General features: G+C 36.0%; 23 protein-coding genes and 1 pseudogene. 11 read left to right on the plus strand and 13 right to left on the minus strand.

Annotation, left to right across the window (positions count from 1 at the left end; genetic code table 11):
* Positions 1–182: 182 nt before the first annotated feature.
* Positions 183–719, plus strand: a complete 537-nt coding sequence (locus ACR32F_RS25975) for a hypothetical protein (protein WP_440112189.1) — start codon at positions 183–185, stop codon at positions 717–719.
* A 72-nt stretch (positions 720–791) separates the two neighbouring features.
* Here ACR32F_RS25975 and ACR32F_RS25980 read toward each other — a convergent pair whose 3' ends face one another.
* Positions 792–1502 carry a phage antirepressor KilAC domain-containing protein gene (locus tag ACR32F_RS25980; RefSeq protein ID WP_440120016.1) on the minus strand — a complete coding sequence of 237 codons (711 nt, stop codon included), beginning with the start codon at positions 1500–1502 and terminating at the stop codon, positions 792–794.
* 173 nt (positions 1503–1675) lie between these two features.
* On the opposite strand from ACR32F_RS25980, the gene ACR32F_RS25985 reads away from it, so the two are divergent.
* On the plus strand, positions 1676–2455 hold the full coding sequence (locus ACR32F_RS25985; RefSeq protein WP_440112190.1) for a hypothetical protein: 780 nt from the start codon (positions 1676–1678) through the stop codon (positions 2453–2455).
* A gap of 45 nt (positions 2456–2500) precedes the next feature.
* On the opposite strand, the gene ACR32F_RS25990 is transcribed toward ACR32F_RS25985, so the two are convergent.
* The 3 genes from ACR32F_RS25990 to ACR32F_RS26000 form a co-directional block, all read right to left on the minus strand.
* On the minus strand, positions 2501–4069 hold the full coding sequence (locus ACR32F_RS25990; RefSeq protein ID WP_440112192.1) for a hypothetical protein: 1569 nt from the start codon (positions 4067–4069) through the stop codon (positions 2501–2503).
* A gap of 22 nt (positions 4070–4091) precedes the next feature.
* Positions 4092–4295, minus strand: coding sequence for a hypothetical protein (locus ACR32F_RS25995; RefSeq protein ID WP_440112194.1), 204 nt, complete (start codon positions 4293–4295; stop codon positions 4092–4094).
* Positions 4296–4803: 508 nt separating this feature from the next.
* Positions 4804–5166 carry a hypothetical protein gene (locus ACR32F_RS26000; protein WP_440112196.1) on the minus strand — a complete coding sequence of 121 codons (363 nt, stop codon included), beginning with the start codon at positions 5164–5166 and terminating at the stop codon, positions 4804–4806.
* A gap of 512 nt (positions 5167–5678) precedes the next feature.
* Between ACR32F_RS26000 and ACR32F_RS26005 the strand changes: the two genes are divergently transcribed.
* Positions 5679–7442, plus strand: a complete 1764-nt coding sequence (locus ACR32F_RS26005; protein WP_440112198.1) for a hypothetical protein — start codon at positions 5679–5681, stop codon at positions 7440–7442.
* 465 nt (positions 7443–7907) lie between these two features.
* Here ACR32F_RS26005 and ACR32F_RS26010 read toward each other — a convergent pair whose 3' ends face one another.
* Both ACR32F_RS26010 and ACR32F_RS26015 read right to left on the minus strand, forming a co-directional pair.
* A complete protein-coding gene (locus tag ACR32F_RS26010) occupies positions 7908–9092 on the minus strand; it encodes an IS256 family transposase (RefSeq protein WP_440109429.1) in 1185 nt (394 codons plus the stop codon).
* Positions 9093–9161: 69 nt separating this feature from the next.
* The gene (locus tag ACR32F_RS26015) at positions 9162–9974 is read right to left on the minus strand and encodes a hypothetical protein (protein WP_440112200.1); all 813 of its coding nucleotides are present in this window, start codon (positions 9972–9974) and stop codon (positions 9162–9164) included.
* A 540-nt stretch (positions 9975–10514) separates the two neighbouring features.
* On the opposite strand from ACR32F_RS26015, the gene ACR32F_RS26020 reads away from it, so the two are divergent.
* The 4 genes from ACR32F_RS26020 (at position 10515) to ACR32F_RS26035 (ending at position 14448) form a co-directional block, all read left to right on the plus strand.
* Positions 10515–10694: a hypothetical protein gene (locus tag ACR32F_RS26020; RefSeq protein WP_440112202.1), complete on the plus strand. Its 180-nt coding sequence runs from the start codon at positions 10515–10517 to the stop codon at positions 10692–10694.
* Positions 10691–12682, plus strand: a complete 1992-nt coding sequence (locus tag ACR32F_RS26025; protein ID WP_440112204.1) for a recombinase family protein — start codon at positions 10691–10693, stop codon at positions 12680–12682. Before ACR32F_RS26020 ends, ACR32F_RS26025 begins: the two co-directional genes overlap by 4 nt.
* A 632-nt stretch (positions 12683–13314) precedes the next feature.
* Positions 13315–13941 carry a hypothetical protein gene (locus tag ACR32F_RS26030; protein ID WP_405130543.1) on the plus strand — a complete coding sequence of 209 codons (627 nt, stop codon included), beginning with the start codon at positions 13315–13317 and terminating at the stop codon, positions 13939–13941.
* A gap of 114 nt (positions 13942–14055) precedes the next feature.
* Positions 14056–14448, plus strand: a complete 393-nt coding sequence (locus tag ACR32F_RS26035) for a hypothetical protein (protein ID WP_440112206.1) — start codon at positions 14056–14058, stop codon at positions 14446–14448.
* 109 nt (positions 14449–14557) lie between these two features.
* Here the strand turns inward: ACR32F_RS26035 and ACR32F_RS26040 are convergent, their stop codons facing one another.
* Complete coding sequence (locus tag ACR32F_RS26040) at positions 14558–15169, minus strand: recombinase family protein (protein WP_440112208.1); 612 nt, start codon at positions 15167–15169, stop codon at positions 14558–14560.
* A 570-nt stretch (positions 15170–15739) separates the two neighbouring features.
* On the opposite strand from ACR32F_RS26040, the gene ACR32F_RS26045 reads away from it, so the two are divergent.
* On the plus strand, positions 15740–16219 hold the full coding sequence (locus ACR32F_RS26045; RefSeq protein WP_440112210.1) for a hypothetical protein: 480 nt from the start codon (positions 15740–15742) through the stop codon (positions 16217–16219).
* Between the two features lie 919 nt (positions 16220–17138).
* On the opposite strand, the gene ACR32F_RS26050 is transcribed toward ACR32F_RS26045, so the two are convergent.
* The 4 genes from ACR32F_RS26050 to ACR32F_RS26065 form a co-directional block, all read right to left on the minus strand.
* Positions 17139–17447, minus strand: coding sequence for a hypothetical protein (locus ACR32F_RS26050; RefSeq protein WP_440112212.1), 309 nt, complete (start codon positions 17445–17447; stop codon positions 17139–17141).
* A gap of 18 nt (positions 17448–17465) precedes the next feature.
* The gene (locus ACR32F_RS26055; RefSeq protein ID WP_440112214.1) at positions 17466–17819 is read right to left on the minus strand and encodes a hypothetical protein; all 354 of its coding nucleotides are present in this window, start codon (positions 17817–17819) and stop codon (positions 17466–17468) included.
* A gap of 1122 nt (positions 17820–18941) precedes the next feature.
* Positions 18942–19409, minus strand: coding sequence for a hypothetical protein (locus ACR32F_RS26060; protein WP_440112216.1), 468 nt, complete (start codon positions 19407–19409; stop codon positions 18942–18944).
* Positions 19410–19534: 125 nt separating this feature from the next.
* A complete protein-coding gene (locus ACR32F_RS26065; RefSeq protein ID WP_440112218.1) occupies positions 19535–19951 on the minus strand; it encodes a hypothetical protein in 417 nt (138 codons plus the stop codon).
* Between the two features lie 390 nt (positions 19952–20341).
* Between ACR32F_RS26065 and ACR32F_RS26070 the strand changes: the two genes are divergently transcribed.
* From ACR32F_RS26070 to ACR32F_RS26080, 3 genes and pseudogenes are all read left to right on the plus strand, one after another.
* Positions 20342–20596, plus strand: a complete 255-nt coding sequence (locus ACR32F_RS26070; RefSeq protein ID WP_440112220.1) for a helix-turn-helix domain-containing protein — start codon at positions 20342–20344, stop codon at positions 20594–20596.
* Between the two features lie 202 nt (positions 20597–20798).
* A pseudogene (locus ACR32F_RS26075) lies at positions 20799–20918 on the plus strand (excalibur calcium-binding domain-containing protein); the annotation flags it as partial.
* Positions 20905–21216 carry a hypothetical protein gene (locus tag ACR32F_RS26080; protein ID WP_440112222.1) on the plus strand — a complete coding sequence of 104 codons (312 nt, stop codon included), beginning with the start codon at positions 20905–20907 and terminating at the stop codon, positions 21214–21216. The pseudogene ACR32F_RS26075 and the gene ACR32F_RS26080, both read left to right, overlap by 14 nt.
* A 534-nt stretch (positions 21217–21750) precedes the next feature.
* Here ACR32F_RS26080 and ACR32F_RS26085 read toward each other — a convergent pair.
* On the minus strand, positions 21751–22770 hold the full coding sequence (locus ACR32F_RS26085; RefSeq protein ID WP_440112224.1) for a phage lytic cycle repressor MrpR family protein: 1020 nt from the start codon (positions 22768–22770) through the stop codon (positions 21751–21753).
* 2 nt (positions 22771–22772) lie between these two features.
* Positions 22773–24086 carry a DNA sulfur modification protein DndB gene (locus tag ACR32F_RS26090; RefSeq protein WP_440112226.1) on the minus strand — a complete coding sequence of 438 codons (1314 nt, stop codon included), beginning with the start codon at positions 24084–24086 and terminating at the stop codon, positions 22773–22775.
* Positions 24087–24305 lie beyond the last annotated feature (219 nt).

The following is a 24305-nucleotide window of genomic DNA, read 5'->3' on the forward strand; positions in this document are numbered from 1 at the left end:
ATGCCCCAATATCTAGAATATACCCACTTTTACCAACATAACAGCGGAAGTTCTTAACTTGCTAAAGCTGAATAAAGTACTAGCTTTCATTTGGTTATAACTTTTTGTCGGTATATTCAAATAAAAGAGAAAATGTCCGATAATGATGTTATTGATATTTCCAAAATGGAAAGGAGGTAGACATGAGATCTGTTTATAAGATGATTATTGTTGTAGTCATATTGACACTATTAAATTTATCATTGGTACTTTTTTCAGATATTAGCATACCAGTTGAACACAAAGGAAACTTTTATACAACTGAAAAGGCTAGTTTTGGTATGATGTTTTGTCTATGCACAATGTTTATTCTTGGAGCAATTGTTGGTATAGCCGCAGTGAGTGAAAAGATATTAGTTGATGCCTCTGCATTATATGCTTCCTCTGCATGGCTATATATGTTGGCTGTGCAATATTGCAGAATAATTTATCACAAAGGATTACTCGATGGATTGACATTTAGTATTGTTAAGTGGACTGTAATATTTGTGGTGATACATATAGTCTCCATTGTCTTCTTAGTCAAAATAGATAAGAGAAGAAGAGATCGAGAAGAAGAGAAACGATGGAAAGGAAGTATTGAAAAAGTTGGCAGCCAGTACGTATACACGTTTGGAGATGGAAGCAAGGTTACTGTAACACAGGAAGACATGTATTCGGATAAGATGAAAGATGAGTAGTTTTTTATTGATTGATCATGAGTGTCGTTGCTAATTTACAAGTTTTACACTCATGATCAATCAATATATTTTCTAAATAGTTGTGAGTTGTTTAGAAAATTCCTTTTTCAACTTCTCAATAATATACACTTGTCCTTTTGGAGTAACTTTAATAGTCGTATTGAACTTTACTCCATATGGTGTGTTCGCTGATCTTTCTTCTACTACAAACAAGTTCAGGTTCATTGCATATTGAGATGGCTCACGTTGACTACTTAAAATCAATTTCCAATCGCGGAGCTTTTGATAAAGTTTCTTTTCTCCAACATTAATACCTTCGTCTTGGATAATTTTACTCAATTCTCTAACAAGAATGTTGTCGTTTGATTTTAAAACCGTTTCTGCAAATGTAACGAGCGGTCTGTTTTCTTCAATTCTTTGCTCAAGCAGTTTCTTCTCTTTCATTTGAGTGAAATAGGCAATAGCCCGATCTTCTTCAGACAAAATCAAATACTGGCTTGCAGGATTGTGTACAAATACTTCAGCGAGAACATCTTTGGCTTTGAGTTGATATTCAATTAATTTTCCAACCACTTCGGGATTATTCTCCTTCATGTTTGGAGTAATATTAATCTTAGCAAGCCACAAAGGAAGAAAATCAACATCTAGGGCTAGTATGTCCTGACTTCCACCACCTGTAGGGAGGACGAAATTTCGTCCTCCTTTTTTGAGGACAATATCTTCATTGATTTTTTTGCGCTCACTCTTTGTCTGCCCTTCTGATAGCCCAATTCCCTCACATATCCAACGAAAATTTCATTTTTGTTGTTTCAGTTGATATCAAAAACTAACTAATCATAGACTAGACTTTTTATCGACTATTCTTATAATGAAATATCTGGAAATAAAAATGCTACCATAGTAGAATTAAACGTAAGTACTTTATGTGCATAAAATACAATGAGAGAAGTGATAAAATGAGCAAATTGAAGAAAATAGGCTATGTAAGTTTGGGTGTTTTACTTGGTGCATCTTTGACTGTATCAGTTCCAGCAATAGCAGCTACAGCGAAGACTATTCAAGCAAAGATCAATAGTTCTGTATCTGTTGTTGTAGACGGTAAAAAGATGAGTACACAACCGATCAATTATCAAAACTTAAACTATTTACCTGTTGGTGAAATTGGTAGAGCATTGGACGCTGATGTGAGTTTTGATAAGAGTAAGAATGTGATTAGTATTGAAAGTAAAAAAAGTGCGACAGTTGATAGTGGGAATACAGGTAATACTGGCAATGGTAATACAACAACACCTGTAACAGAGACATCAGCACAATCAACCATTCCAACTGTTAAAGCTGGTGAGTCCATTACTGCTAAAGGTGTAACCGTTAGCATTGATAAGATTGAGTATGTAACTGATGAAGAAGAGATTGATGGAATCTTTCTACCAAAAGGCTTCAAAGCATATATTACTTTAACCAACAATTCAGATGATCTAATTAGATTGGGTAGTACTTATTATTACGATACTGGAAAACTACTTCAGAACAAAAACATAAACTCGCTTGGTAACATTGTATTCGTTGAAGTTGATGGTAAGGAATATTTGGGATCAACGATTTCTAAAGGACAAACAGCTAGAGGATTCATTTACTCACAATTCAATCAAGATGTAAATATAAAAACTATCAAATATGCACCTTCTGTTGCTGGCTACACAAGTCACGAATACATTGGTGAATGGACATTTGAATAATTGAGGTTATTGAGACCGTATCATTTAAGATACAGTCTCTTTTTGTTATGCTCCTACAAAAGTCTTCATATATAGGCTTGCATTGATTCGACCCAATTGCTGAGATGACAATTCTATAGTATGCCATCCCGGTGTTTGAATCCATGGTGTCACGTCAACGTTATTCTCAGTTGAAGAGTACACACCACCTCTGGTGATTCCATCAATGATTATCCGTACTCCTGTTGCCATTGTTCCCTCAAAGATTCCATATTCAATTGGATGTGAATGTGGTGGGACATCAATTCTATGTCTATGTGAAGGCATATCTATATTGTGGGCATGTTTAGGAACAGTGAATTCATGATTATGAGGTTGTAATGATACAAAATGTTGATGATTTCCAGAAGACTTCCATGTTCTTGTTATGCCATTAACATCTTTAAATTGTAGATTATCAGGCCATCCATGGTTATGACCACCCTGACCAATGTAGACTCCTTCAGTTTGAGTTGTACCAGAAACATTCTGTGGTTCTGTAGTAGTTGAATTAAAACTCTTCTCCTCAGTCGTTGTCAACAGAATCCGCTCGGACTCTGTAGTATACAAATCGATATTTGCACTAGCAGCACCCTTGCTGTACGCTCTGAACCGCTCTAATGAAAAGTTCAATTGGAAATCACGGAACTGAATCGTTTTTGGTGAGAGATGGAATTTAAGTTTCAATGTATGTGTGCTGTCTACGTTGTCTGCAATTTGGATTGTGTCAGTTTGAACGATCCCGTTCTCATCAACAACGACTGTTCCATTTGATCCGAACAATCGGAAGCCAAAAGTCTTATCTTTATACTCACCGAACTGTGCACGTAGCTGACCTTTGTCATCCTTGATGCTGATAAGGCTTCCCTCAATAGTCAAATTACCTTTGTCATCTGAAATCATCAGCTTATTCCCCAAAATATAATGACCCAACATACTTTCATAGTCGGATAACTTCCGAAGTTGTTTCTTATCCTCAATGTTAAATGAACTTTCGTGAAAAATACCATTATCTTTATCAATTCCTACCACTGAAACTTTTCCCCCTACCGCTTCACATGTAATGTGATCGTATATTTTTTTGAACGTCTCTTTTTCCTTATACTTTCCTCTAATCTGTTTCCATAATGCCGTTGCCTTAACTCCGAATACTCCTGCTGTTGCATATGTATATCCTTTTTTATTCTCAATCAGATATTCATAAGGATTATAGTAAGAAGACTGGTTAAGACTATACAGTTTTAATTGACTGTTTCCTTTTGTATCCCTGCTCATTGCAACCATAGTGCAATCAAAATAATCTTTTTCAGGAAAGATGGTGCTAGGGAAATGCTCTTTAAAGAGCATCTCCATTTCCCGTATAACTGTCTGTAAATTATTAATGCTGTGGTCATCTGAGTCTAGATAGGTGTTGATTACATGATCACAGAACACAGCATGTCCTGATACAAAAATCACCTTATCATTATCTACCTTGTATAATTTAACAGCATCGTCATCAATCCAATAATAATCTTCGCCAATCTTGTTACTCTTTCTTGAATCTGCCGCTATGAACACTTTTTGTTCATTCATTAGAATAGAACAATGACTCATGTTATCATCCTCTCTATTCTAATTACTCGAAGCTAATTTCTACTGCTTTCATTTCAAGCATGTCATAGACTTTTCCACCATGTTCAAGAGTTCCCCCATCAGTCTTTCTTTCGATAATCTCCTTAAAGAAATCCTCGTTCCCGAATACTGCATCCACTGGATACTTGATGTTTTCTCCCTCAAATTTAAATGTTACAAAAGCTCGTTCAATTGTTTGATTAGTCATGTTTTATAATCTCCATTCGTTTTATATTATTTTATTATATATGCTTATATGTAACTCTTTTCCTTACTTGAAGCTATATATTGAACTCATTCCCTACTCTTCTTCATCCCTGTTACCCTTGCTAATTCTCCTTGGATCACTTTTTAGCCAAGCCTAGCCAACTCATTAACTTGTACCACGCATATCTAACCTTCCACGTATCTCATCCCTCCCGTTCCACTGTATTTAAGGCTCCAAGGGTTTATCTTGGAATTCGTTAACCTTGTATACTCAGTATATTTCATAGCTTCACAATCGTCAAGTATTATCTTTACATCATTGAAAAGTTATTTTCTCTTCTACTATAGTGACATCTCCATTTCGATTCTCTTCCTCATTTCATTGATTAATTGATAGGAACTTGGAACACAACTCCCCATGGAGGTATAAAGTGACCCCAAACAATGGAAGGCTGATTCCTCCTATAGATTTATTGTGATTTAGAGCAACATCAACTATCTCCATTTTGTCATTCCCAATTTCGGAAGTGCAAAAGTTGTTCTGCTGCTCTAACACCCAATACACCAGATGAAACAAGTGATTGTATTTCAGGAATCAAGTCATTAAGTTTAATAAGGCGTTGAGTGGTACGTTCGGACTTTTCACCAATCGCTTCTGCTACGTCTTTCATCGACTTCATACCATCAGTTTTAAATCGTTTATTTCCACCATTCGTTATTCCCCAGTACTCTTTCAGAAACGCCGCTTGTCTCCCTTTTTTAATTGGATCTAATTCTGCTTCCCCTCTGCGCTCTGTGTTCTCAGCAATTAGAAGGTACTCTGCTTGCCACTCGCCTACGTCCTGCTTAATAAGGGGGTGATGAATTGTCACCTCCTTTGACTTCGCCAGTTTTGCGATACTCTCCATTAGTAAAGGGGACGAAATTTCGTTCTCCCTACAAACACGTATGGTTACCAATCAATATTACTTACAAATTCAACTTGCCATATCAAAATCCATGTGATAACATCCATTTATAAGTATTATTTTATCATAATAAAATTCACACTCATCCCTTTCGAATGTCCCAACCACCACTACCATTATAAGGAGGAACGCATATGATTCAGAGTTGATTGATTGTTCGATTAACAAAAAAACATAGAGGAGTGTATATTATCAAATTACTGATTGACCAAACGAAGTTTAGTTGTAAGCCAAGTTTCAAAGAGATCGGGAGCATTAATAACCGACTACTACAGAATCCGGTTGATGTTGAACCCTCACAATTAGCAAATGAGATTATAGAAGGCAAGTCATTCGTTCCAGCATACATAACGACAAAAGCAAATGGATTACTATCACGTACCAAGGATTGTTGGACTTCTCAGCAAGTTATCTGTATGGATTTCGATAATGGATATTATGATCGAACACTTAAACAAAAGGTTAAGGATATATCTATCACATGGGAAGATGCACAGGAAGAGTTTAAAAGGTCTGCCATGTTTATGTACAAAACGTTTAGTCACACAGAGGATTGGCCTAAGTTTAGAGTAGTTTTCGCATTCAATGAGCCAATTACAGACATTAACTTGTTGAATGCTCATACTGATCAATTATTTGAAAAGTATCCGTATGCTGATGAATCTACATTCCAAGCTGAAAGACTATTCTTTGGTGGAACTGACCTTTATGTATTCGATTATGAAAATAGGCTTCAGACTGACCATGACATAGTTACAGAGGGGGGATATTATAGCCCCAATTACTATAGTAATAATATAGATATAATTGGTGTCACAGTATCCCCCCTTACAACATCAGATACAGTAAATAAGTACATAAGCAATATAGATATGATTCAGAATATAAATGTAAATATAATAGAAAGAATGAAAACTACATACAAGCCTATAACTGTATCATCACGTAAGGAGGTATATGATTATCTAAAGAAAATTAATCTACATGAGTATATAGGAATAGCAAGTAAACAGTTCCATGACATATTCCACAATGAGTCATCACCATCAGCAAATATATATCAAGATCCCAATACAGGTTACTGGTGGTATAAGTGTTGGAGTAGTAGTCATCCATTTACAGGTACTATCATTGAAGTAACAGAAAGATTGACTAAACTAAACAAGCCCAAATCACTCCGATACCTGATGGAATGCTTTAACATCACAATCCAAAAGTCAGAATGGCAAGTTGAAATGGAGAACTTGATTCAGCAGAATCTAGAGTTACTGAGCGATGAGGAATTCATAAAAGAAGCATATCCCCATTTGAATTCATTACTTCGAACGCCACTATACTATTCAGTGTTAAGAGAGATTCACCTTATTGCTCTAGAGAATATTTCTACACTGATTCATATCAAAGATTCAGAAGAAGCTGTCTTTTTTGCATCAGTTAGTTACATTATGAAGCGCTTGGATAGATGGTGTGATTTTGATCGGTTCAAGAACAGCAAGGAACGCCGAATCAAAACTATCTTGTCATTGTTGGTTTACTTACAGTTACTAAATCGAATCGACATAGAACGATTGCCATTTGAATATGTAAATAGAGCCAAATTAGAAGCACAGAAAAAGCATTATCAGAACATGATCACGTTTTGGACAGTTCCATCTATGGCAGCTACACATATGAATGAGGTTGAACTTCTAGCCAAGCAATTTAAAGACCTGGGTATGACGGTAGGAAACTTTGATCGACAGATGGTTTTAAAAACGTTGGGAGAAGAAGAAGCAAACCGAATATTCCCCATGAGGAAGAATGAACAATTATCTAAATTAAATGAGCACGTATGCGAACAATTAGAAAAAACTTGCCTGAAATACATAACAGAGTACGGATGGGTAACTGAACATAGAATCATAGAAAATACATACTTAGAAATTGAAGATGTTGAAGCAGAAATGAGAAAGCGTGATACACGAATTAAGGATTCCATTGTTACAGAAGAAGACAAATCAAAATGGTTGTATGAATTAAAACGTAGACAACTTAAGAAAATTATTGGCGGACTGATCCTTACTCATGGTTTAAGTAAACAGAAACTCAATAACAAGTTAATGGAAGAAAGAGATATCCCCCTACATTACAATGAGAATGGCAATCCAAGTTATCCAGTTGTTTATTTTACAATAAAATAGACGATAAAAATCCCCCAACCATTAGCGGAAGGGGGATATAATTCAGCAAAATTGTACAATAATCTTCTCAGCTAGTTTTCTAAGTATCTCAATCCAATATCTATCTTTAGATTCCGGATGGAATATCTCAATAGTTGGTACGTTGATTTTAAATTTTGTATCAAATTTGCTGTGAACTATACTGTTTCTATATTCATAAAGTTTTTTTGAGAAAGTTGGAACATCAATGCTGTCAACAAGCCCCTTTTGTTTGGCATAGCCAATCAGATGTTCAATATCCTCAATGTTAATAAGAAGATTTTTTAACAGTTCCGATTCCTCTTTCCTATATAGAGCACTCATTTCGATAATGAACGTATCTAAATTATCAGCATTATTATAGCTTTCAATTGACTTTTTAATTTCGAGTTGGCAGCGTCAAGATTTTTGTGTAAATGAAATAACCTTTTCTTATGTAGGGTGATGTTACTCTTTTGTGGTGAACATGGCTAGCAGTTCTGCTCGTGCTTGATCGAAGCCAATATGACAACGGGTAGCAAAACGTTGGTTATAGCTTTCAAACTGGGAAACCAGGAATTTTTCTAATGCCTCTTCATGAGGGAATTGTTCTTTCCGATTCGTGTATTTCTTGATTTGCTTGTTAAACGATTCGATCAGATTCGTCGAATACAGGCTTCTCCAGATGGGTTTGGGAAAGCTGTAAAACGTGAAAATATAGGGATTCTCTCTCAACGATTGAACCACTTTGGGATAGGTGGCTTTCCATTTGTCACAGAAGGTAGTCAGAGCAGCCTTACCTGCTTCTTCATCCTCAGCACGATACACGGACTTGAAATCTTCACAGATCTCTGCTCGATCCGTCACCCGAACTTTGTGGGCGATGTTACGAGATAAATGAACGCAACAGGTTTGGTACTTCGCTTGGGGATATACCTCTTGGATTGCATTCACAATCCCGGTCAGTCCGTCAGAGATAAACAGAAGGATTTGTTCGGTGCCACGCTGTTTGACGTCCTGAAGTAGTTCTTTCCAGATATAAGCGGATTCGGTCGGTGCAATCGCGTACGTAAGTACCTCTTTGGAGCCATCCTCACGAATGCCTACGGCAATATAGACCGCTTCCTTGGCTACCGTTTCACGCTTCACAGGGATGTACGTCGCATCAATATAGACGCAGACATAACGCTTCTCCAGCGGTCGTTTCATAAATGCATCGACATGCTGGGTCATGACTTTGGTCATGTTGGAAACCGTTTGAGGCGTGTAGTGATGGCCATACATTTTCTCGATGAGGTCAGCGATTTCCGTCATGGTGACCCCCTTTTGAAACAGGTGAATGACAAAGGATTCCAGGGTGTCATTGGAACGTTTATACGGCGCTACCGTCTGCTGTTTGAACACTCCATTCCGATCCCGAGGCATACTAAGCTGCAAGTCGCCATACTCGGTATGAAGCGTACGAGTGTACGATCCGTTACGAGAGTTGCCTGAATTCACGCCAGCACGGTCGTATTTTTCATAATCCAGAAACGCTGTAAGCTCCGTTTCGAGCAAGTGGTTCATGGCAGACTCTAAATGATTGCGAAATACTTCTGTAATATCTTGTTTGGTGACTAGAGCTTGAACTAAATCTGTTGTAAAATGATTCATAGGGAAGACCTCTCTCTGAATTGTTGTGTGGTAACTCAATTCTACTAGAAAAGGTCTTCCTTTTTCTATTTACACAATATATTTTACGCTCTCTTCGAGTTTCTTATTAATTATAAAGAAGTACTCAAGAACTCTATAATATAGGATAGGATCTTCAAGTTTCTTTGCCTTATTGTATAGAGAAAGTGGTTCTGAATATTTCACTGGAGTATACAAAAATTTATCAAATTCTCTACTATCTAATTTATCCTCAGGATCATTCCATTTAGCATCCTCACCATGGGGTGTATAAGGAATAATTGTAGGGTAATCAGCGATAAACTCATATTCAGGAGCATGATATTTAGCAATTAAAAATAAGATTTGTTGAAGTGTTTTTTCCTGATCTGCGAATTTACAGCCTCTCAACTTGACTGTTTTATGACTCTCCCATTGATCACCAAATCCCTTATCTTTAGCAAACGAATTAAAAATCAGCCTGTATAAAGAACTTGGTTCAGACACTTCAACAATAATATCTCCTATCATATAATGCTCAACAAAACTGGAGTCAAAATAAAATAATGAATCATAGGTTAAGAGAAATTCTGAATAATCTTGTTTTTTATCATGAAAACCACAATTTCTGTATAGAGTAAGAGCGTTGTTCTCACGTTCAATAATTTCTTTTTTAAAGGAAATAAGTACTCTTCCAATTGATGAATACATATTATGACCTGAAATAATGTTAGAATAATCCACTGCTACTGTAACTTTAGTTTCTCCATGTTCAAACACAAATTTAGATTCATCTAGCCGATGAACGTTAAAGTCTGTTAAAAAATTTGGAATTAACCTTTCAAACTCCTCACTCAATTCAGTTAGCAATCTTTCATCAATCATAGAAGTCCCCTCATTCATCGTCCACATCATGAATCCTCGTAATCTCACTCAATTCCTTAATATCCAATACATTAGTCTTAGCAGAAAATGACCATCCGGTGTTGTTTCTCCACCTTCCCAAATTACTTCATAATAAAAATCCAGTAATAATGTGCCAGTATAGAGATCCTACCAAATATCTGATCCATTTCATACTCCCATATACAAATCCCCACACTCTTGTTGTAGGTGTGATCCCACATAAAGGATTCCATTAACATATACCCATATCAAGTTTTCCTAATGATTTCCTTAAAGATAATAACTATATAGTATAGTATAGCTTTTCCTACTGTAATGTAAAAAACGCTCCAGTATTTTCAAGTGGATGGCTAATCACTTTTTCAGATATAGTAGTCATCTACTATGCTTCTTCTTTCATGATTCAGCAATTCCCAGGGATAACCCACAGTTTATGTTTGGATAGAATCCAACTCATGGTACACAGCTTATGTACGTCATCAAAGCAAGTTGTAATTGATCTTAATTAAGGTGGTCATTATGAAATATAAGAAAAGAGAAGAATATAAGATTATTTCTCGTTACCCAAACGAAAACGATGCAGTCGCAGTAGAAATTATGGAAGCGCAGATTCTAAATTGGATGGAGTTTATTCTTTTGAATTATTCCTTTGAGAACAAACTAGAAAACAAACAAAATTCGGAGGATCGATTAAAATGATTGTCCTAAAAGACATGCAAAAACTAAATACAGCTCAAATTACAGCCTTGATCGGTAAGATCAGGGCTATTGTTTATACTCGTGTATCATCTGACATTCAAATTGATAACTATTCACTAAAATCACAGATTGAGATATGTGTAAGTGAAGCGAAAGCGAAGTTTGATATTAATGAAGAAGAGATTATTGTGTTAAGAGAGGAAGCGGAGTCAGGAGATAATCCTAACCGTCCGATGTTGAACTATATTCTGTTCCTACTTGAAAAGGGATTGGGTAATAAAGTAATATTCTTGCATCCTGACAGATTGAGTAGACACCTTCACTTACAACAACAGATTACACATAAGATTTGGGAATTGGGGTGTGAACTTCATTTTGTAGAGTTTGATTTACAAAAAGACAACGCTGAGTCGATGTTGAACTACAACATTCAAGGATCTATTGCTCAATATAACAAAGCCAAGATTCTAGCCAATACAAAACGTGGTAGAAATACAATGGTCTCAAACAATAAAATACCGGGAATGAATAGAATATATGGATACACATACGATAAAGAATTGAATACGCTCGTTGAGAATGAGTTTGAAAAAGAAAGATATCAGACTATGGTAGATATGATATTGGAAGGTTCCACCTGTTCTGAAGTTGCAGCCTATTTAGCTAAAAAGAAGTATCCTGCGCCCAAGGGAGACAAGTGGTATCAAGCAACAATCAGTCGAATACTTAGAAATGAATCCTATATGGGAACCTTCTATTATGGTAAAACTGAAGTTGTTCAATCCAACGGCAAGAAAACTCAAGTACCTAAGCCTAGAGATCAATGGCAGAAGATAACCATACCAAGTTATATCGATGAAGTTACTTTTGTTCGTGTTCAAAAGTGTCTAGATGGTAATATTAAGAATGGTGGTCGTCCTTCAGAGGATTATCTATTGAGAGGAATTACACGATGTGGAAGATGTGGAGCGGCTGTTTCGTCGGGTATTACAACCAAGACACAAAGCGGCATATTGAAATATTACGTTTGCACCAGAAAAACTAGAAAATATTACGATGTTGGAACAGGAGAAGCTAATAAGATTTGCTTGGGAGAGAATTGGCGAGTTGATGTGGTAGACTCCTTAGTTTGGAACGAGGTGTTGAAACTTATAGACAATCCTAAAACATTAATCGATAAAATACTTGAGAGAACATCTGATGTATCTAAAGTTAGAGATATGGAAAGAAACAGGGATGATATTATTAAAATGATTAAAGACAAGGAGTCTTCTAAGGCAAGATACATCGATCTTTACGCTGAAGGAATCATTAAATCAAAAGAAGAACTCTCTGATAAGCTAAATCCAGTAGATGAACAAATCAACGAATTAACTATTAAATTATCTGCCATAAGCGAAAATTTAGATCTGAACAGTGGACAAAATAATAATATATCATTAAAGATGGCATTGCTTAAAAAATATCAAAATATCATTAATAACGAATTACAAATTAAAGACATCAGGAAAATCGTGGGCTTCCTTGTCGATAAAGTAGTCTTACATGACGATAAACGCATCGAGATACTTTATAAATTCACCGCTGAAAGTAAATTAGTTAGAAATGATCCCTACGTCTCTGATTCAGTCAACTTAAATAAGCTTAAGTGGGTAGTTGAATCCCCTCCTGCTAAATGGGAGAATATTGAACACCTTTACCCCCAAATGCTAAAAATGTATAACGAAGACTTACTCAGCTTTGAACAAATCGCTGAATCAACTGAAACAGATTGGTGGACTATTAAGCAAATGTTTAAGGCTAAGGGAGCCATCTTACTTACAACTAAAGAAAGAGGAGTAAAAAGACGTGCTCGTGACTTTGAGTGGATATATAAATTACACTATGAGGATGGACTAGCCTTCACTAAGATATATAAGGAACATGGCTTGAGTCCGACTTACTGTAAACAGGTGCTTGAAGAAAACATGAGCAAGTTAAAAAAATGAAAAGAACACCTTTCTTTAGCCCTCTTGAGAGAGATGGTTGTATTCCCCTCCTACATATGGAGGGTTATTTTGTGTAGATGGGATGGCAACATAGTGAACAAATTATCCAGAAGTATTCTAATCATGAATTTTTAACCTTCGTGTCGAGGTGGAAGTGCTAGGACACTATTTTCCGATTGTGACTCGAATTTGGATTTAAAATAGCCCCCACCTTATCTGATGATCAGCGTGGCGCGCCAGTATGCATCGTCACTTAATCCAACATTATGCTGTGGCTAGAAGTGCTGAAGCAATATCTGGGAAATACGAGCTAGTTTCAGGTGTAAATATACCCCCACATGCAACCTAATCCTAAACAAACATAAAGTTATATGCACATAAAGCCTAACCATAACGGTTGGGCTTATTTCTTTTGTACCTTCAAATTTTAAACATATACATTTAATGACAGTATATCATCTAACTAGTGTGATTTCTTTCCTAAGCAATATGAATGGATTTTAACTTCATATCTAACTTGTATCACTAATTACATATAAAAAATTATATATGGAAAATTTTTCTTCCATTCCCAAAGATAATAGTGTAATATTATTTCTTGTAAATAAGAAAATATTAGGAGGAAATACACTTTGAAAGAAATATTAAAGAAATTTCTAGCCTCACTCTCTGCTGTTGCCATTGTAAGCACATCTGTAATCACTAGTACATACGCAATGGAGGACGACAGAAGCGCTGTATTAGATAACAGCACTGAAATCAACATTGAATCACCAGTTGTTTATAATGATGAACTTTCACAACGAATCGACAGGGCTTATATTGAATATTATAAAGAACTAAAAGAACAAGAAGATCAAGTTACAACACAAAATGCAATTATAAGAAGATTAATTGAAGTAGTCTTCAAAAGACCAGGGGGCGCAACTAAAGTTCTTGCAACATCTAAAAACATTGGTGCCAATCTAACAAAACACGCTATGGAAGAAGCAGTGAAAGATGGAATAACATCTCTCATGGTAGATAATGTATTATCAGGAAAGTCATCTGGAATGTGGGCTATTGCACACTTTGATGATATTAGAAAAGGGAAAGGATTATCTCGTATTGCAGTTGATCCAAATAATAAAGTTGTAGTAATATTAGCGAGAGATTCAAATACAATCCTAACAATCTATAAAGATTCCGGTAGTTCAATCATAAATCGTCCTAACGATGATGTTTGGAAACCCTCGGATTGGAAATTCAATAAAAAGTAAAGTTGAACTTACTAGAGCATGAAAAAAGATATGAAAAAGATTTTCCTGCTCTAGTAAGCAATATAAATACAGTAAATCAAATTCATTTAAAAATATCATGACTCGGGGGCACAAATGGCTAAGTTATTTGAATGCGATGATAACAGTAATTACATTGAAATCTCATTTCTTTACACTATACCTGGTGAATATGAAGGTAGCGCCTTTAATCTTAAATACTTTAGAAATAATAAACTTATTAGGGAACAGCGGATCGGCTGGACAAACATGATTATAAAAGATTTCTTTGATCATTTATCCCGTTTCCCAAATGTTATGGACAGTGATTCCTTTGGACATTTTGAAAAACACTTTGAATTTCAATGGATTAAGGAATCGAATACCGGTAATTATATGCTAATTCTCAGTGATGTTGGCACTCTACATGCAATTAAAGTTACGAGCGATGCTCTTAATCAATTTGGTGAGCAGCTTAGCCTAGAGTTAGAAAACGCACCTACAAGATAAATGAAATATAATAGGGCACATTAATGTCCTATTATATAGTGCATATTACAAGAATCTTCATATACTAAAGTCCTGACATTAGTAAATTAATAACAAAACAATTATAACTCTAGGCTAATGTTTGTTCATATTCCTTTACTCTGCGATACCAACTGTTAGGCTTCATGCCTACCCTACGCATGGCTTCAACGGCTGTAATACCACCTTGTTTCCATTCCGTGTATGCTTGCTTAAACTCCTCGTTGATTGCTTGCTTTGGTCTCCCGAACACCACACCGTCATTCTTAGCTGCTGCTATTCCCTCTGCTTGTCTACCGTTAATCTTTTCACGTTCACGCTCAGCCATATAGGATAACAGCTCTAATACAATACTGCTTATAACCTTCTCCAATCCGTTCTTGTACTGTCGTGTATCCAAAAGTGGCATATCAAGAATTACAATGTGAGCACCTATGTTCTGGGTAATATCTTCCCATTCCTTTTTAATCTCCTGTGCATTCCTTCCAAGTCTGTCCAATTCTTTAACGAACAGAATGTCACCTTTACGAAGCACATTCTTCATGGCTTGATAATATGGTCTGTCAAAATTCTTTCCGCTCTGCTTATCTATAAAATAATCACGATCCATTATACCTAAGTCCTTCATTGCTTCTAACTGTCTCGCTTCATTCTGATCTTTAGATGAAACTCTTATGTATCCATATTTCCGAATCTCGCTCATACTGATCATCCTTTACTATGTCGTTAAGGATATTATACCAAATGTATTTCAAAATGTATATCAATACTTTTGAAATGTACCATATATATTTATTAACTATTTGAAATGTACCATAACTACTTTTGACACACAGTAAAGCAGTATTTCAAAAAGTATACTTTTAGCCATACATATAAGGGTGATATCCATTCTCTCTGATTCTTAACTACTTTATATAAATTTCGAATATTTTTTATACCACATGTTGCCAGCCACCATCTAACCCTTTTTTAAGCTTAATTTATACTTTGACTATTCTAATGTTTATCTCAAAAAATCTGTAACTTAAAAGACTTACAAGTTGTTTATATCTTAGTAGTTACCTAATTCAAATCGATTAATTCAGATAGATTCAAATTACCACAATATGAATATGCAGATGTATGTTTGCAGTTTGAATGAAGTGAAAGTTTCATATTAAAATGTAAAACTTTACCTTTTGATTCATTCCAAAATATTGTACAATGATTATTGTAAAAGATGTATGTTAAATACATATCATACAAAACATATAATTTTGGAGGGATTTAGATGAATAAAGCAATCAAACGTATTTTGGCAACTACAATTTCTGCTGCAAGTATCTTTGGTGTGGCATCTTCTGCATTTGCTGAAGAAGTATCCATACCCACAACACCACCAGTGTTGATCGAGCGACCTGGAAATGAAACAGGCGTTATTATTCCTTTCGCTTCTGAAAAGCCATGGTCCATAAATTTTGATGGAAGTAGAACAAGTGATTCAAAAACGCTTGTAATGTCAGATGATTTACCTTGGCTTAAATTGCAAATAAAAAATTCAGGAACAACAAAAATGATAGTTACTATCACACAATTCTCTCCTACGGGAAAAGTAATGGGAAGTCTTACTGTTGACCCTGGAAAGTCAGATAACCTATGGGGTCAGATGCCTTATGGAGCAACGTATTATGTTAACTTTACATCGACGGGCACTTTAAAAGGTGCAGCATCTACCCGAATTGCTTCTACGTATGAGGAATTAGGTCTTTAATATAGCATTTCCCAAAGGCACCCTAACCGGGCAATGTCATTAAGTTTAGTACAAAGACATGATTGGGAACAAAAATGGAAACCAGAACGGTATGGGAGTGGTCCCATGCCGTTTGTTTTTCCGGTTTATTAAAAAAATTGCACAGCAAATAAAGCATAAGGAATGCCCCTCTGTTCTAACCACTGTAATTGTCTTCTAAATAAGCCATACTCCTCGATTGTATAAAACAAATGGAGCACTCTTCAGTAATCAACAGCCACATTATGATTTAAACTATCCTACCCGTTAGTTGAATGAATTAACATGCAAAAAACCATTAGATATAGATCTAAACATCAATGTGAACATTTTCTTGTCCCTCGATATGTAAATCATAATTCCAATCGTTAACGATACAAATTGGCTACCTGAAGTGTAAGAAATCCAGTGTTTGTAAGGGTTTTTACCTTTACACCTCTCGAATACTACCCTATATCGTAAGTACAATCGTGGAGTGATCGAAAATAGCCCAAAAAGGTAGTCGTACCAACGGATTTATCCATATTGGTAAAATTTATAAATTTACGATTGAAATGCCAAAAAAGCTAGACGGGGCAAGGGATTTCAGCGTTTTACAAAAGTTGTATCGTATGAGTAACAGGATTATCTAAAATGATGACTTATTTACGCAACTTTTCACACTTATTTACGCATCTCATTTACTCATTATCATTGATATATCAACGTTTTCTCAGGGGTAGGAAAATTTTCCTTACCTCCATGACTGATTTACGATACACATTTTCACCATCATAATTATAGTCGAGTCGTGGAATTTGGTAACAATACTCGCGGAGTACAAGTATTCAGTGGTGGTCAGTTTGGGCACTACTCAATCATACTGTCTGCATAAAAAAGGCACCCCGAAGGATGCTTTATGTTAGCCGAAGCTAAAGTTAGAATTTTCTACTGATTTAACTGCTGATGAACGATAGAGCGTATTACTCTCCTCGTATTGTCCGATTGAGAAGCAATCAACTGAAAGGATGAATCCCATTATACCGATTTTCTCGTCAACTGTTACCAATCGAGAAGCTTCATAACCTTCCATTCCATCGATAGAATTTGAGAAAACTTGCCGAAGATAGTATTCTCTTTCTGGATTATCAGAGTAATTCTTATATCCATTTAGTACAGTGTCTTTCTCGATCATAATACTGGAACCATCTAAGAAAGTAATCTTAACCATATCTACTCACTCCTTTTATTATAAATCAATCCATTCACTCTTGACGCCAAACAATTCACGCCAATTCCTAATATTGTAGATTAACTGTTCCTTACTCAATTCTCCATTACCATATGCAAAGAACCATTCAGTAGCAGAATCTCTACAGAACATATCTTTATGATCGTATGCTGCTTCCTCACCAAGGATTTTAACCATTTCAACCGAATTATCCCTAGGCATCCCTACCGCATCTAAGACAATCTCCTCAAGATCTTCAATATATTTATCATATACACCCCAAGTCATCTCTAATGCATCCTCATATTTCTTCTCCTTCGTTCTCATATCCTGAATCATATCAATTAAGCTAGATAGTGTTGCTTCATTCATCTATATCACTCCTTATGTATGATGGGAATATTATACCACTAACAACAGTACAAGGAGACTATGATCTGTTCTGATGTGTCTTAGATAATTGCCTTGACTAAGCAAACCGAACCTCGGGATTCGATATACTGACTCAACAATGACAATCCATCATATTTACCGTTCGTTGAGTATCATATTATAAGGTAGCAAATTCTAATGTCGTGAATCCCGACTTTACAACCTATCCGAATTTCGTGCAGGTTGGATTGGTTGTCGTGAATCGCGACATCCGAAAATAGTGGACTTACGGAATATTTCCGATGGTTAGGCTGAAGGTTAGCACAAGGCCAACTTGGCCTACTGGTATCAACGTGGAGATACTCGATATGGTTTCACACAGCGTTATACGGTTGTACACAACGTACAACAACTTCAACACGATCATTGGTCGCCTTGCTCAGCTTACCGTCAAATTGACGGAGACTGAGTACCCCTCAAACTGGGGGTAATTGGGTTTTCCGCGATTTCGCGGATAAGTATTGTTCGTGTATTTACCTATTCACACGTCTTAATGATACATAATCCAATGTGCACAAAAATGTGCATATACAAAGTCCGACTCGAATCCGGTTTTCAGTGTAGTACAAAAATCCTATATTGAAAGTTCGCATAAAAAAAGAAGACAGCACCGATTTGTGCCATCCTCACATGTAGTATTCAGTTTTCACCATCATTCGTTTCTGTTGCCTAATCAATGTTAACTCTTCACGTATTTCCATCCTACGTTCAATTGTTATGTCTAACCTAGATCCTTCAGCAACTAAATGAATATACCTTGACTCAAGTGTTGTAAGCTTGGGTCTACGTTGTTTCTTTGGCTTAATGCGATTGGCTCTCCGTTTACTACTAGGTGACCTATACGGAATTTCCGTATGATTCAAGCTCATGATCTCATCGAATAATGATCCTTCAGATATCATTTTCTGTTCCTCTCTCCATCATAAAAGGGGATGCAGTCTGCATACACCTCGGTTTATAAGGGGATAACGATTTGGCACCTCATAAAATTTGAAGATCAGTTTACAGTTTCAACTTCTGTTCGTCAATCAGCTCTATAAACATGGGAATGAAAGTGTCATTTCATCGAATTACAATTCCCCTAAAAACTGCTCCATTCACTTTCAGATTATGTTCTTTAATAGCAATGCGAGCCAGATTCAATCTTGTGTCGATCATATTAACCTGTACCTTTTCAAAGTTAGATAGTCTTTCCTTCAGATCATTCATTGAGGTTGTTGATTTGTTTGGAGCCTTACCACTATCAGATAAGTAGTTTTTAAGTCCATTTTCAGAAATCATTAGGTTGAAGTGGTTAATGTTGCTTTTTAGAAGATGATCCATAGCCATATTCACTGCTAAGATTTGAAGAAACGCAGGTTCAGAGGTTCTTTCTTTCTCGACACTGTTCAGTTCTCTTACTTCATAGTGAACAATGTTGCTATTGCTTTCGATAACAAATGAAACACGATTATTTACACCAGCACAATGAACATCAATTTGAGTTACCTTGGTATCAATAAAATTGAATTTTTCAGCAATAGTTGTCATGGTATTGTCTCCTTATGTATTCCCCTTCGAAGGGGAGAACTTTCAATAGTTGTTACGTGAATTTTAAGACTTCTTTACAGTATAGTGTTACTTCGTTCGGATATAATGTTTATGTATTGATTGGCTTAAAGCAGTTGCATTACTGCACGTTCAAATCGGATATTACGGTCATTTTGTTTCATGGAAATCAGATCGTTTGCATTAACGCCCCACTGTTTCATACGTTCAACTTGATGAGGGACAATATTTTCCTTGAAGTACAACGTTAGCGCCTTCACTGGATTGAGCAAGTATATATCCATAAACAACTCTACAGACATTGGGTTCAATTCAAGTTGCTCCTTACGCATGTCGTATAAAAGTCTATTGATTTCCACTCCTGTTGGATCAAGTGAGACTCGCATCATGAAATCATACCGTAATTCTTCTGTGGTTAGGACAGCTTTAATGTTGGCAATAAGAGCCCCTGCTTTCTTGCTTACGTTGCAATCAGCGATAACCTCTTCAATTGTCCAAGTTGGTCTGATATACTCGGTTGTCATATGTATACGTCTCCTTTAAAGTTTGGATTTGTTTAATTGAATGCAACGAATTTCAATGCTACCCACTTACCATAACGTGTACGAACGCATAACTGCCCTTTGATCAACTTGCCATGTTTGTACATGTGCATACGCTCCCGTCTGACTGAGTTTATATACCGTAAAATTTTTATCAATGTTTATTTACTCTTGTTACGTGCAATTTCATTTTACTATAAATACTATTTTATACATGTAAGTTACGGTACACTGTTGATGATGAAAAGTTGCAGATAGTGTATAATCAGATCAATTAGGGTTGTATGTGACGCACAGCCAATTATACTCTTACGGTCATATTTAAAATATACTCTTATGGTCATATTATGTCAACAGTCTGGAGGTAAATAATTGTTTAAGGTTAAAATTAAACTCAAAGATGTACTCAAAGAACGCAATATTACACAAAAACAATTAGAAAAAATGTCTGGTGTACATCAAGCTCGAATATCTAAACTGATTCGTGATGATAGACAAGAAATTAACCTTGTTATGATTGAAAAAATAGCTGCTGCTTTAAATATTACCGACTTATCCGAATTGATTGGACTAGAAGAAGTGCCCGATACACAACACGATGATCTAAATCAAATTAAGAACTCCTAAATAAGGGTTCTTTTTATTGGTTCAATCAAAGGAAATATGTAGTACTACACATATATTTTTGGTAAACTATCTTTGCAACTTACATAAAAAGTGAAGGAGTTATCCAAACATGAAAAAGAAATTAGTTTTTACTGTGTTAGCCGCGATTTTGGTTGCAAACGTATCAGTAATAGCTGTACCTAAAGCTGAAGCAAAAAAAGTGTATTACAAGAACTGTACTGCTGTAAGGAAGGCTGGTAAAGCACCTCTATATAAAGGTGAGCCAGGTTACCGCAAAGCCCTAGATAGAGACGGAGATGGAATAGCTTGTGAAAAAAAATAACTTAAACAAGATCCTAAGCGCCCTACTCTGTTTCTCCGTGATATCTACTGTAGTTTCTGTGCCTGTTCTTCAACCTAAAGTAGAAGCTGCTGCTAAAAAGGAGAGCACCGCACTAGAAAAGTTGGCATATTACCAAAAACAAATTAAGAAAATTAAAGGTTCGATTGCTAATTTGAAAAAGCAAAGAGCTAAACTTGCTAAAAGTTCTCCTGAATACATAGCGAGCCTTAAGAAAGAAAGAGAATATCTTAAGAAACTAATATATTTTTCAAATTTGATCATTGAACTAGGTGACTAATTACATCCGCACTCCTTTTGGGGTGCTTTTTGTTTGTCCACTGTTATATGTGGGGATGTTCAACATCAGACACTAACTTGGTATATATCAAGGGTTCCCCGAAATTTCCGTGGAAGCTGCCCCTCAAATTTGAAGGATAGGTTGCATATATAGAGTACACAGTTAACCTTGCCAGACTGGTCATATGGATAGTGTGTAAAGTGGCTGACACTAAAGGACTTGCTTCGCAATTCCCCGAAACGATAATTTAATTCTAGCCTTCCGGTTCAGAATGTCTGAATGAATGTGCGTTTTGCATAGACTTATTCTCGAAACCGAGAAAAACTATGACTTTAAAAGGTGCGTCAAATTTGACGATCCTCTTCTCATAGATATGGGACGGAATTTCGTCCTGAACAAGATTAGACAGTCCAATTTGGGACTCTCCTTTTAAACACTGAATGCAATTTTGCGTTGAATACAATCAGACTAGCCAAAATTGGTGGTTGAACAGACAAAGCAAAAAGGTTGACGCAATGTCAACCCGTACAAAACTCACTCTATATCGTAAATCAACCGTAAATTGTCCAAATTTAGAAAACCCACTCTATACTTTGAATAAACATATGATCCATCCGGGTGTTTACCCACATTATAATGCTCACAAATGATAAAATACTCTTCTCTCTCTAACTTCCCATACTTCAAGTATAATTCTCTTCCCATATTAAGCATCCCACTGTTTCTAATATTAATGGCAGTCAACAAGGGCAAGTTATTCCACTTTGATATTTTCCCCACTCTGCGATTTACCGCATGAGTTGGAGCGGGATCGTTGATATCCTGCTTAACTCTAGAATTGATTGCCGATCTCAATATATAGTCATTCTCAATCAATTGATTGGATCGTTTCTTTATCTTCTCCTTCAGTATTCCATTATTCTTAGTGTAAACTTCTTCCTTATCCGCTAATCTCAATATGTCATACAGATAATTTGATATGGGAATCTCTCTTGTTTCAATTTCTCCATCGCCCAACTCATTGAAGAGTTTAATTTTGTATTCTCTATCTGAGATTTGAGTAATGTGTTCCATTTTCATGTTAAGCAATTCGCTATTTGCTTTCCCCATTATGCCTTCAAACAATGCTTGTACCACTACTTTATCCTGAAAGTTAAGACAGCCATCTACTATATTTGCAATATCATCCTCGCTAAATAATGTTTGCTGGCTATCGTCTACAAATTGACTGTAAAAGGCAGATGATGAGACTGCATCAAGGGGATTGATATTGTCCTTACGCAAATCCTGTTCAATAGCCCATCGGATATAATTCTGTATGATACTTCCCGTACTTTTAGTTGTAGCAAGCTTAGTAGATTGCAATAGAAGCAACACTTGTTTGATTTCGCTTAGGTTAAAGTCATACAAGTCCATGTCTAAGCGCTTCTCAATGACTGATGCTCTACGTAGCACTCTGGAGTATGCATCCTTTGTATTGTTCTCATTTAGACCTTTTAAATAGCGTTCCTTTTGTAATTCATTATAGAAACTATCTTCATATATCTTATTCAATGTTATTCTCCTCTAAGCTTAGATTCAAAGTAACCAATTAGTTCATTCCTGATACGCTTATTTCCTGTAAGTGATTTCTTCGCGTTGAAAAGAGACTCCAGTTTATCGACATCAATAATGATGCTATTCACATACTGTTCTATCTGGTCTAAGCCAATCTCATTATCTTTCATGAACTTTGACAATACAATGTAGCCAATAAATATCAATGGATGGCTCATAACTCGATTCTGACGTTTATTTGCATTAATTGAGAACTCATCTGGATAGCTTCCAACCAGATAAGTAAAGAAATCATTGAGGTAATTTGAAGTTTTAATAACGTCTAATTGTCTTTCGAATTTATAAATTCGATCAATTGAATAAGACATAATATCAAACGTGGTTAACTCTCCAGCCAAATCATTAACAGTTGAAGATGAAGCAATCTGTTTCCCTATCTCTGACTTTCTCTGAAGATTGGCAACTACCTTATCTGACATTCTCTCCTGTGCAAGCTCATCTCTTCTTTCCTTCTTCAACACATTAATTGTATTAATTTGACCAAAATACTTTTGAGCTGTCTCATGGTCATATGACCGAATAGAGAGTATCATATCCAAATCTAGGTTAGGATTCATCTGTAGAGCTAATACAGCACCCTGTAAACGGTGGAAACCATCCAGTATAGATACCACTACCCCATCATTTATAGTCAGCGTACTGGACTCCTCGTGGTACGTCACAGGATCAACTTCTATAGAATATACATTCAGGGTAATCATATCTTCAAAGTATTGATTGTCAGCCATTTTAGATGCGATTCTCTTCACACTTGCCTTGTTAACAATTGGAGTTTTAACTATTCCTCCAGCTTGATTCATTTCATACTTTGCGCCCCGTTGAGTTTCGTAATCGTAAACAATAAGTTGGCTTTCAGACATCTTCACTAAATCGGCAATCGCAATCTTGGTTATGTAGCTGTCATATTTAATCTTTGTAGTGTCTGAAAATGAAATAGGTAATTCCATTCTTCTCGGAACAATTGATTTAAGGATACCCTGAGAGTCCCTAATCTCACGTTTACCAAACAACTGATCCGGTTCTATATCCTCATTTCCCGTCACAGCGAATAGAGCTTCGCACACTCCGTACAGAATCGCACTATCCACTTGGGCAATGTAATCTACCTCCGTTAGAAGCGACTCAATCACATCAACAGGGATATTGAGTTCGATGAGTTGATATTTGAATTGATACTTGAGTTTCTTTGAACCACTGATTTCTTCTAGTTGAATGTTAATTAATTTTTCAATGTCTGACCTGTCTAATTTCATGTGTATCCTCCCTCCATACATATAGTATGATATCACAATTACGTAAAAATAATATGGGAGGCATTAAAATTTTCGAGTGAGAAACAAATAAAGGCATGTCACTCAGTGACACGATTACATGAGGGCTTGGATTGGCTGTGTTTGGGCTATAGGAGTGGAACAAGGGCATAAGAGGGTAAAAGAAAAACAGCCTTGTGAGGGCTGCCTAGGTGTCCAATA

This window comes from Paenibacillus hebaui, assembly GCF_051934385.1.
Classification (GTDB): domain Bacteria; phylum Bacillota; class Bacilli; order Paenibacillales; family Paenibacillaceae; genus Paenibacillus.

What these genes read in the sequence shown, in the direction of transcription:
- ACR32F_RS26035 (WP_440112206.1), top strand. Translation starts at nt 14,056, where the DNA reads ATGGCTAAGTTATTTGAATGCGATGATAACAGTAATTACATTGAAATC.
- ACR32F_RS26060 (WP_440112216.1), bottom strand. Translation starts at nt 19,409, where the DNA reads ATGACAACTATTGCTGAAAAATTCAATTTTATTGATACCAAGGTAACT.
- ACR32F_RS26045 (WP_440112210.1), top strand. Translation starts at nt 15,740, where the DNA reads ATGAATAAAGCAATCAAACGTATTTTGGCAACTACAATTTCTGCTGCA.
- ACR32F_RS25985 (WP_440112190.1), top strand. Translation starts at nt 1,676, where the DNA reads ATGAGCAAATTGAAGAAAATAGGCTATGTAAGTTTGGGTGTTTTACTT.
- ACR32F_RS26010 (WP_440109429.1), bottom strand. Translation starts at nt 9,092, where the DNA reads ATGAATCATTTTACAACAGATTTAGTTCAAGCTCTAGTCACCAAACAA.
- ACR32F_RS26050 (WP_440112212.1), bottom strand. Translation starts at nt 17,447, where the DNA reads ATGGTTAAGATTACTTTCTTAGATGGTTCCAGTATTATGATCGAGAAA.
- ACR32F_RS26020 (WP_440112202.1), top strand. Translation starts at nt 10,515, where the DNA reads ATGAAATATAAGAAAAGAGAAGAATATAAGATTATTTCTCGTTACCCA.
- ACR32F_RS25975 (WP_440112189.1), top strand. Translation starts at nt 183, where the DNA reads ATGAGATCTGTTTATAAGATGATTATTGTTGTAGTCATATTGACACTA.
- ACR32F_RS25995 (WP_440112194.1), bottom strand. Translation starts at nt 4,295, where the DNA reads ATGACTAATCAAACAATTGAACGAGCTTTTGTAACATTTAAATTTGAG.
- ACR32F_RS26025 (WP_440112204.1), top strand. Translation starts at nt 10,691, where the DNA reads ATGATTGTCCTAAAAGACATGCAAAAACTAAATACAGCTCAAATTACA.
- ACR32F_RS26005 (WP_440112198.1), top strand. Translation starts at nt 5,679, where the DNA reads ATGGATTTCGATAATGGATATTATGATCGAACACTTAAACAAAAGGTT.
- ACR32F_RS26065 (WP_440112218.1), bottom strand. Translation starts at nt 19,951, where the DNA reads ATGACAACCGAGTATATCAGACCAACTTGGACAATTGAAGAGGTTATC.
- ACR32F_RS26055 (WP_440112214.1), bottom strand. Translation starts at nt 17,819, where the DNA reads ATGAATGAAGCAACACTATCTAGCTTAATTGATATGATTCAGGATATG.
- ACR32F_RS26015 (WP_440112200.1), bottom strand. Translation starts at nt 9,974, where the DNA reads ATGATTGATGAAAGATTGCTAACTGAATTGAGTGAGGAGTTTGAAAGG.
- ACR32F_RS26040 (WP_440112208.1), bottom strand. Translation starts at nt 15,169, where the DNA reads ATGAGCGAGATTCGGAAATATGGATACATAAGAGTTTCATCTAAAGAT.
- ACR32F_RS25990 (WP_440112192.1), bottom strand. Translation starts at nt 4,069, where the DNA reads ATGAGTCATTGTTCTATTCTAATGAATGAACAAAAAGTGTTCATAGCG.
- ACR32F_RS26090 (WP_440112226.1), bottom strand. Translation starts at nt 24,086, where the DNA reads ATGAAATTAGACAGGTCAGACATTGAAAAATTAATTAACATTCAACTA.